Annotated in this window: 7 protein-coding genes; 6 read left to right on the top strand and 1 reads right to left on the bottom strand. The window is 59.3% G+C overall.

The window, feature by feature from the left end:
• The first annotated feature begins 294 nt into the window (after positions 1–294).
• From B9Z47_RS10520 to B9Z47_RS10510, 3 genes are read left to right on the top strand one after another with little or no spacing between them, the layout of a single operon-like run.
• Positions 295–1278: a zinc-binding dehydrogenase gene (locus B9Z47_RS10520; protein ID WP_233253752.1), complete on the top strand. Its 984-nt coding sequence runs from the start codon at positions 295–297 to the stop codon at positions 1276–1278.
• Positions 1279–1308: 30 nt separating this feature from the next.
• Positions 1309–2097, top strand: coding sequence for a class II aldolase/adducin family protein (locus B9Z47_RS10515; protein ID WP_108331165.1), 789 nt, complete (start codon positions 1309–1311; stop codon positions 2095–2097).
• A gap of 8 nt (positions 2098–2105) precedes the next feature.
• Positions 2106–3149, top strand: a complete 1044-nt coding sequence (locus B9Z47_RS10510; protein WP_108331164.1) for a D-2-hydroxyacid dehydrogenase — start codon at positions 2106–2108, stop codon at positions 3147–3149.
• A gap of 18 nt (positions 3150–3167) precedes the next feature.
• Here the strand turns inward: B9Z47_RS10510 and B9Z47_RS10505 are convergent, their stop codons facing one another.
• Entirely contained in the window at positions 3168–3644 is a 477-nt protein-coding gene (locus tag B9Z47_RS10505; RefSeq protein WP_108331224.1) for a YqaA family protein, read from the bottom strand.
• A gap of 316 nt (positions 3645–3960) precedes the next feature.
• On the opposite strand from B9Z47_RS10505, the gene B9Z47_RS10500 reads away from it, so the two are divergent.
• The 3 genes from B9Z47_RS10500 to B9Z47_RS10490 all read left to right on the top strand — a co-directional run bounded on the left by B9Z47_RS10500 (position 3961) and on the right by B9Z47_RS10490 (position 8674).
• Positions 3961–6099 carry a TonB-dependent siderophore receptor gene (locus B9Z47_RS10500; RefSeq protein WP_108331163.1) on the top strand — a complete coding sequence of 713 codons (2139 nt, stop codon included), beginning with the start codon at positions 3961–3963 and terminating at the stop codon, positions 6097–6099.
• Positions 6100–6176: 77 nt separating this feature from the next.
• Entirely contained in the window at positions 6177–6689 is a 513-nt protein-coding gene (locus B9Z47_RS10495) for a YfiR family protein (protein WP_158271669.1), read from the top strand.
• A gap of 11 nt (positions 6690–6700) precedes the next feature.
• Positions 6701–8674, top strand: coding sequence for an ATP-binding protein (locus B9Z47_RS10490; RefSeq protein WP_108331161.1), 1974 nt, complete (start codon positions 6701–6703; stop codon positions 8672–8674).
• Positions 8675–8818: the final 144 nt, after the last annotated feature.

The raw sequence follows: 8818 nt of genomic DNA, 5'->3' as shown, positions 1-8818 counted from the left end.
CGTACTTTGATCGGCTGGGGGTGCCAAGGCTGTCCTGACCTCAAGCGCTCGAACCGCCCGGTGCGGACCCGCATGCCGGGTGGTGTGGCAGGGGTGCCTCCCATCAGGGAGGCCCCCTATGCCGATGTGCGTAGTTCGCATGGCTAAAGCCAGGTGCACGCGTCATGCGTACCTTGCCCGTGTCCCCCAAGCATCAGCCTGACAGGGCTGTGCCCGGTGTGTGGACATTACACTTCGGCCATTGCGGCGAGCCATGGCGGCCAATGCCGACGTTTGCAACAAATCGAGGTGTGCATGAAGTCTTACTGGATGAACATCAGCAACGGCCAGGGTCACATGGAACTGCGCGAGGTGGATGTGCCTGTGCCCGGTCCAGGCCAGGTACTGGTCAAGTTGCATGCCGCTTCGCTGAACCGTGGCGAGTTGATCGTGGGCCAAGGCTTGAATGGCCTTGGGGGCAGCAAACCTGCGGGCATGGAAGGGGCCGGACAGATTGTTCAGTTGGGCGGCGACACAGGTATCTGGCAAGTGGGCGACCGTGTCATGGGGCGTTGTCCAGGGGCCTTTGCTGAATACGCCTTGATGGATGTGCGTGAAATCATGCCTGTGCCGGCCCAGCTGTCTTTCGAAGAGGCCGCATCGATTCCGCTGACATTTTTGGTGGGCTATGACTTGCTGGTGTTGCAAGGGCATTTGCAACCCGGGCAATGGTTGCTGATCAATGGTGTGTCCTCCGGGGTGGGCGTGGCTTGCTTGCAGATGGCCAAGGTCTTGGGCGCGAAGGTCATCGGCACCTCGGGCTCGCAGGCCAAGCTGGACCTGCTGAAGCCCTTGGGGCTGGATGTGGGTTTGTGCACACGCGCTGCCGATTTCCATCAGGATGTGTGGCAGGCCACCGATCAAAAGGGTGCCAACTTGGTGGTGAACACGGTGGGGGGTACGGTGTTTGCCGAAAACATGCGTTGCATGGCTTTTCAGGGGCGCATGGGGTTTGTGGGTTATGTCGATGGCACCCTTGAAGCCAGCATTGACCTGCAAGCGCTGCATGCCAAACGCCTGTGTTTGTTTGGCGTGTCCAACAAGCTGCGCACACCGGCTCAGCGTGCAGATGGCATTGCGCAGTTTGCAGCGCAGATCCTGCCCGCTTTCGCAGATGGCCGCATCCGTCCGTTGATTGACCGGGTGTTCGCTTTTGACCAACTCGACCAGGCCAAGGCCCTCATGGAGAACAACCAGCACAAGGGCAAGATCGTGCTGAACATTGCAAACCATGCTTGATGGACTGAACAAATACCTCAAGGAGATGTCATGGTTGACAACGGATTTCTGAAAATCGAATCGATGCAACCGCGCTGCACGGCTGCCGAGTGGCAGGCCCGTGTGGACCTGGCTGCCTGTTACCGGCTGGTGGCCATCTACGGCATGTCGGACATGATGGCCAACCACATTTCTGCCCGGGTGCCGGGCGAAGACGGCGCATTCCTCATCAATGCCTACGGCATGATGTACGAGGAAATCACAGCCTCCAGTCTGATCAAGATTGACCACGATGGTCGCCTCCTGTCCAAGCCGGACTTTGGCGATTTGAACTACGGCATCAACAAGGCGGGCTACGTGATTCACAGCGCCGTGCATGCCGCCCGTCCCGAGGTGGACTGTGTGATCCACACCCACAGCTGGGCGTCCATGGCGGTCTCTGCGCTCGAGTGTGGCTTGTTGCCGATCACCCAAACGTCGATGCGTTTCCTCAAAATCGGCTACCACGATTACCAGGGCGTGGTGCTGGATCTGGACGAGCAGGCCTCGTTGGTCAAGGACTTGGGGCAGGGCGAGGCGCTGATCTTGCGTAACCATGGTGCGCTCACGGTGGGGCGCAGCATCGGTGAGGCCTTCAATTGGATGCACCGGCTGGAGTTGTCGTGCCGCGCCCAACTGGCCGCGATGGCCTGTCAAACCCCTTGGGTCAAAGTGGCTCCGGAGGTTTTGGAAGAGACTTGGAACAATTACCAGCCGAGCACCCGCAGGCCTTACGGCTTGATGGAGTGGCCGGCCTTGCTGCGCAAGCTTGACCGCCTGGACCCCAGCTACAAGACTTGATGCCCCGGATGAACCGAGAGCCAGCCCAAGCCTTGCGCATTCTGATGTCACCAGCCAGCCTGAAGCAGCTGGGGGGTGAGGTGGCAGATGTGATGGGTGTGCGGCCTTATGAATTGCTGGCATTGGATGAAGCGGTGGCCATGCAGCGCACCGATGCCGATGTGGCATTCATTTCCCGCGAAGTCACAGGCACGTCGACCAAACACGAAATTCATCCTGCTTTGCAGCAGGTGTATGACTTGCTGCGCCAATCGCCCGGTTTGAAGTGGGTCCATATCCATTCGGCCGGTGCTGATCGCCAGATTTACCAGGACTTGCGGGACAAAGGCGTGCAAATCACCACCTCGTCCGGGGCCAATGCGCAGGTGGTAGCGACGGTGGCGCTGGCTGGCGTCTTGGCGCTGGCCAGAAAGTTCCCCATGCTCTGGGCCGAGCAGCAAGCGCGCCAGTGGATTCCCATGATGGGCCCACGCATGCCGCGCGACCTGCCCGGCCAGACTGCCACCATCGTGGGCTGGGGCCCGATTGGCCAGCAACTGGGGCGATTGCTGCAGGCGCTGGGTCTGAACGTGGTGGCGGTGCGACAGAAGGTGTGCCCCCTTGTGTATGGGCAGTTCAACGCCCCGGTGCAGGCGAACACGGTTGTGCAGGTCACGTTCGATGATCTGCACGATGTCCTGCCGCGCACCGATTGGCTCATCCTGGCCTGTCCCCTGACCGACAAAACCCTTCAACTGGTCAACGCCCCTGCGCTGGCAGCGCTGCCCCCGGGGGCACACCTGGTCAATGTGGCGCGTGGCGAAGTGGTGGACCAGGACGCGCTGGTGTCAGCACTGCAAAGCGGCCACTTGGGCGGCGCATTTCTGGATGTGTTTGCGCATGAGCCCTTGCCGCCCGAGTCGCCCTTGTGGGCCATGCCCCAGGTGATGGTCACACCCCATGCGGCAGGGCATTCGGACGGCAATGAGGCGCGTGTGCGTCAGATGTTTCTGGACAATTTGCGCTGCTGGACCTCGGGGCAGCCGCTGTGCAATGCGGTGGGCTCAAACTGAGTCTGGTTCAGGTCAGCTTCAAAACTGCCCGGGAAACACCCAGAGCAGCAAGGCGGTCATGGTCAGGTAGCGGAAAAACTTGCCAATCGCCATGTACAAAGTGCAAGGCCACAGCGGCATCTTGAGCCAGCCGGCCACGGCGCACAGCGGATCGCCTACGCCGGGCAGCCAGCTGAGCAAACACGCTTTAGGGCCCAGTTTTTCCAGCCAGGCCAGGGCACGAATATGTGTGCCGGAGTCGCGCCATTTGTCCACCGCATGGTGCGTGCCCCAGCCCATCCACCAACTGAGCATGCCGCCCAAGGTGTTACCTGCGGTGGCCACCACAATGGCCAGCCAGAACATGTCGGGATTGAGTTTGACCAGGCCGAACACGGCAGGTTCAGAGCCCATGGGCAGCAGCGTGGCTGAAATGAAGGCCACCACGAACACGGTGCTCAGGCCGTGTTGCGGCAAGGCCAGCCATTGCAGTATTTCATTGAGCCAATTTTCCATGCAGGCAGTGTAGCGGGACGGGTCGCTCACTCCGGGCAAAGATTCGCTTCAAAAAAATGGGAGGGCGTCGCGATTCGGCAAGCAAGGTGCCTTGGGCAGTGAGTCACCGCAAAGCAGCGCTCCGGGTTGGGATGAACTGAAAAAAAGACAAGTTGTTGAAGACATTAAAATAAATCTTAAGAATATTAAAAAATAATAAATGTAGAATTTAATAGTTGATACTTCTGAACGCTGGTTTCATCCAAGGGGCAGGGCAGTGAAAAACATAAAAACGAGGCGAAGCAGTGTCTGGAAATGGTCATTGCTCGCGTGTGCCGTGCAAGCTTCATGCGCTTGGGCGGCAGGGGCCGACGAGTTTCTGGACATGTCCCTTGAAGAGTTGGTGGATTACCGCATCACCTCCATGTCGCGCAAAGAGCAACGCGTGGCCGACATGGCCGCAGCGGCCTACGTGATCTCCGCACAGGACATACACCGATCAGGGGCCCAGTCGATCCCGGAAGCTTTGCGTCTGGTGCCTGGCCTCAATGTGGCCCAAATCTCGCGCAGCCGCTGGGCCGTCAGCTCCCGCGGCTTCAATGACCGCTTCTCCAGCAAATTGTTGGTCCAGGTGGATGGCCGCAGTGTGTACTCGCCCTTGTTTTCGGGTGTGCTTTGGGAGTCACAGTACACCGTGATGGAAGACATCGAGCGCATCGAGGTCATTCGCGGACCCGGTGCCGCGCTGTGGGGAACCAATGCCATGAATGGCGTGATCAATATCGTGACGCGTTCGGCCGCTGCCAGCCAAGGCAGCATGGTGAGCGCCGTGTTGGGCACGGGCGCACTGGCCTCGGCGTCCATGACCCATGGCGGTGAACTGGCGCAAGGCGGACACTTCAAGGTCTTTGGCAAAACCAGCCGCATGGATGGTTCGCCGGTCCGCGCGACAGGTGAGCCCGGCAACGATTCGGCCACGCAGCAGCGGCTGGGTCTGAAGATCGAGCCTCGTCTTGACAGCGGTAAGTTGAACATCAAGGCCGAGGTGCACCAGGACCAATCCCATGACGTTTGGGTGACGCCCGCCTTGCTGGCCTACAGCGATCAAGGCACGCCTTTTGTGCGCGAGAGTTTTCTCAGCAGCAAAGGTCAGGGCATGGCCTTGCAGGCCCGATATCTTTGGAAAGACGATCAAGGTGCAGACAATGCCTTGCAAGCTTCAGTCGACCAGGATCGATCGACTTACGCGGGTTTGTGGGGTTCGGGCACAGGCACCGGTGCGAACAAGCCGCTGGGTGAGGCGCCACGGGTGCTGAGCATGGGCGGTCGCAAGACCGACATCGATCTGGATTTTCAGCAAAGGCGTGTGGGCGATGTGCACGATTTCATCTGGGGGCTGAACCTGCGCCACACCTCTGACAACCTGATGCTGCCCAGTGCGCCGTATTTGTTGCTGGATGGGCGCAGCAAGCGACTCAACTACAGTGCCTTTGTGCACGATGAAATCACACTGGCACCCGAGCGCTTGAAGCTGATCCTGGGCTCCAAGTTTGAAAAAGATGGCCTGACGGGTTTCAATATTCAGCCCAATGTGCGCATGCTCTACACCCCGGCCCAGCAAGAGGCTTACTGGGGCGCGCTGTCCCGCTCGGCCCGGTCCTTGCGACGCACCGAAAGCCTGGGCACGGTGGACATCAGCGCGCAAGATGCCAACGGGGTGATCCCCAGCATCCCGCCCCACCTGATCACGGCCGTGACGACCTTGTCGCCGTTGGCCGATGCGCCGCTCAAAGCCGAGGAGGCCATCAGCCTGGAAGCGGGTTGGCGCAAGCAGTTTTCCAATTTCCTGAGCATGGACGTGGCGCTGTTTGTGACCGATTACAAACATTTGCGCGGGGGGCGCGCTTTGCCCAACCCGGTGTCTGCTGCGGGTGTGCAGCAGGCCTTGGCCTGCCTGGCGGCATATGGGCCTGGTCTGTGTTATTTCACGTTGGACGCACACAACGCCAATGTCGAAAAGGCACGCGCTTATGGCGGTGAGGTGGCGCTGGAGTGGCATCCACAGGCCTGGTGGAAACTGCAAACGGCTTACAGCCATTTGCGTGTCAAAGGGGTGCACACCGATGATTTTCTGGGCCAAGCCCAGGTGCAGGCCTTTGAAAACAGTGCACCGAAACACCAGTTCTCGCTGAACAACAATTTCAGCCTGCCGCACCAATTCAACCTGGATGTCCGCCTGCGCTACAACTCGGAGACTGGCCATTTCACCTTGACCAGTTCAGGCTTGACCCGGTTGCCCTCCTACACAGGGCTGGACATGCGCCTGGCCTGGAAGATGGATCGTCATACCGAGCTGTCCGTACAGGGGCGTAACTTGCTCAAGCACCGACACAGCGAATTCATCAACATCTTCCCGGTGAGCCGCGCCCACGATGTGCAACGCAGTGCGCTGGTGCAAGCGGTTACCCGTTTCTGAAGGACATGACCATGCGCCTTCAATTTATATCTTTCTCACTGCGAACACGATCAGGGCGACGGGGCGTCCTGGCGGGTATGCGTCATTTTGTGTGTGTGTTGGCACTGGGCGTGTCTGGGTCGGCCTGGGCGCAAAGCCCGGCGCAGACGGTGGAGCGCATCAAGGTGGCTTATTTGTACAACTTTGCCAAATTTGTGGAACTGCACGGCACCGAAGACAAATCCATCAGGGTGTGCATTCTGGGCAAGGACGATCTCAACGGCACCATGCTCAGCCTGAACCGCCGCACCGCACAAGGTCGGGAGATCGTGGTTCGCAAGGATGTGGCGCTCGATCAGCTCAAGGATTGCAGCATGGTGTTTGTCACCGAGGCCGATGCCCGCCAGCTGCCCGCCGTGGTCCGCCAACTGGGCAATGCCCCGGTGTTGCTGGTCAGCGATGGCCGTCAAGCCGTTGACCAAGGGGCGCACCTGGCGCTGTTGCACAACGATGACCGTGTCGAATTTGATGTGAATTTGCTCAACTTGCAAAAGTCAAACATCCGCGCCAGCAGCCAGATGCTCAAGCTGGCCCGCGTGGTGGTTCGCTAGGGAAGAGCCAGATGTTGCTCTCTGTTTTTTGGCGTCGCGAGAAGTTGCTGCATGCGCCCATGCGGGAAAAGCTCAACCACATTCTGGGGCTGGGCATCTGGTGTGTGCTGATTTTGTTTTTTGTGGTGACCACGCTGTGGCAGGCCTCGCAAACCTTGCAAGCCACGAAGGCCGAAGCCAAAAGTCTGGCTGAGCTGGCGGCCGAGAGCAATGCCGCTGCCGTGCGCTTCGAAGACCGGGCGGGGGCCCAAAAGCAGCTGGAAATTTTCCGGCACATCCAGACCATCGAAACCGTGGATATCTACACCGAAACACCGAGCCAGCAGGCTTTTGCCCACTACCCGGTGCGCACGGATTCGGAGCGCCATCCAGAACCCCCGCCCGAGCTTGTTTCAGGCATCCAAACCGCCCAGCTGAGTCTGAGCCGTTATGCGATCCGTTTGCCCATCGTGCAGGACGGCGAGCGCATTGGTGTGGTGGTGGTGCAGACCCGGCTGGATGCCTTTTGGTGGAGCATTGTGGTCACCCTGTTGGTGGCTGTGGTCGCCATGCTCCTGGCCTATGCGGTGGTGCGCCAGTTCATGGGCCAGTTGATCGCCATCATTGTGCAGCCCGTGCTGGATTTGGCCGATGTGATGCGGCGCATCACCACTGTGCACGATTACAGTCAGCGCGCTCAACGTCAAAGTCAGGACGAAATTGGGGAACTGGTGGCTGGCTTCAATTCCATGCTTGACCAAATTGAGCACAAGGACAAGGCCTTGGGTCAATACAGCCAGCAGCTCGAATCCGAGGTGCAAACGCGCACGGCCGAGCTGTTGTTGGCCAAAGAGCATGCCGATGCTGCCAACCAGGCCAAGAGCCAGTTTCTGGCCAATATGAGCCATGAAATTCGCACGCCACTCAATGGCCTGATTGGCGTGTCCGAGTTGCTGGATTCGACCCATCCGACCGAGCAGCAGAAAAAACTCATCAGCATGATCACGTCCTCGTCCTCGACCTTGCTGTACTTGATCAACGATATTTTGGATTTTTCCAAGATCGAGGCGGGCATGCTGCACCTGGAAAAAGTGCCGTACAGCCCGGAACACGCCGCCCGCCAGGTGTGTGCCTTGTTCGAGTCGCATGCGCAGGACAAGGGCCTGCAACTCGTGTTCGAGCCACCCGTTGATGGCGTGCCCTGGATGATTGTGGGCGATCCGCACCGCTTTACCCAGGTGGCCAGCAACCTGATTTCCAACGCCGTCAAATTCACCAGTCAGGGGCAAGTCAGTGTGAGCCTGAGTTGCACCAGCGAGTCCGACGGCACAGCGCGTGTGCGTTGCATGGTGCGAGACACGGGCATCGGCATCAGCCAGGAGGACGGGCAGCGCCTGTTCAGCGCATTTTCGCAAGCGGACATTTCAATGGCCCGCCGATTTGGCGGGAGTGGTTTGGGCCTGGTGATCTCGCGCCAGTTGGCCGAGCTCATGGGCGGTCAGGTGGGTTTCAGCAGCCAACCAGGCAAAGGCTCTGTTTTCTGGTTTGAGGTGTGCGGCACCCGGCTCAAGGACATGCCATTGGACGCTTCCGCCCGCACGGCACCCGTACCGCAAAACCTCGATTGCACGGTGTTGATTGCCGAAGACAACGACGTGAACCGTGAAATTCTGGTGACCATGCTCAAGACCTCAGGCTGTCGCGTCTTGCAAGCCCGCAATGGGCTGGAGGCCGTGCACATCAGCGCCACCGAGCCACATGACATTGTGCTGATGGACGTGCAGATGCCCGAAATGGATGGCATCTCGGCCACACGCAGCATTCGGGCGCGCGAAATCACCCAAGGGCTGCAGCGAAAACCCATTTTGGCCCTGACGGCCAATGCCCTGGCCGACGACAAAGCCAATTGCCTGGCCGCTGGCATGGACGACTACCTGACCAAGCCTTTCATGCGCCGACAGATTCTGGAGTTGATGAGCAAGTGGCTCAGCCGTTGCCGCGATTAAGGCACTGCGGTTCGTCTCAGCCGACGGGACAAGCGGTTCCGGCAACCCGTACTTTGCTAACACACTCGGCTTTCATTTGCTGAAATATTAAGCAACTACAATCGGGCCTCCTGTTCAGGATCCCCCAAATTACAGCACCACCCA

It is taken from the genome of Limnohabitans sp. 2KL-1 (assembly GCF_003063435.1).
Lineage (GTDB): Bacteria > Pseudomonadota > Gammaproteobacteria > Burkholderiales > Burkholderiaceae_C > Limnohabitans_A.
This window is presented reverse-complemented; position numbering and strand designations above follow the sequence as displayed.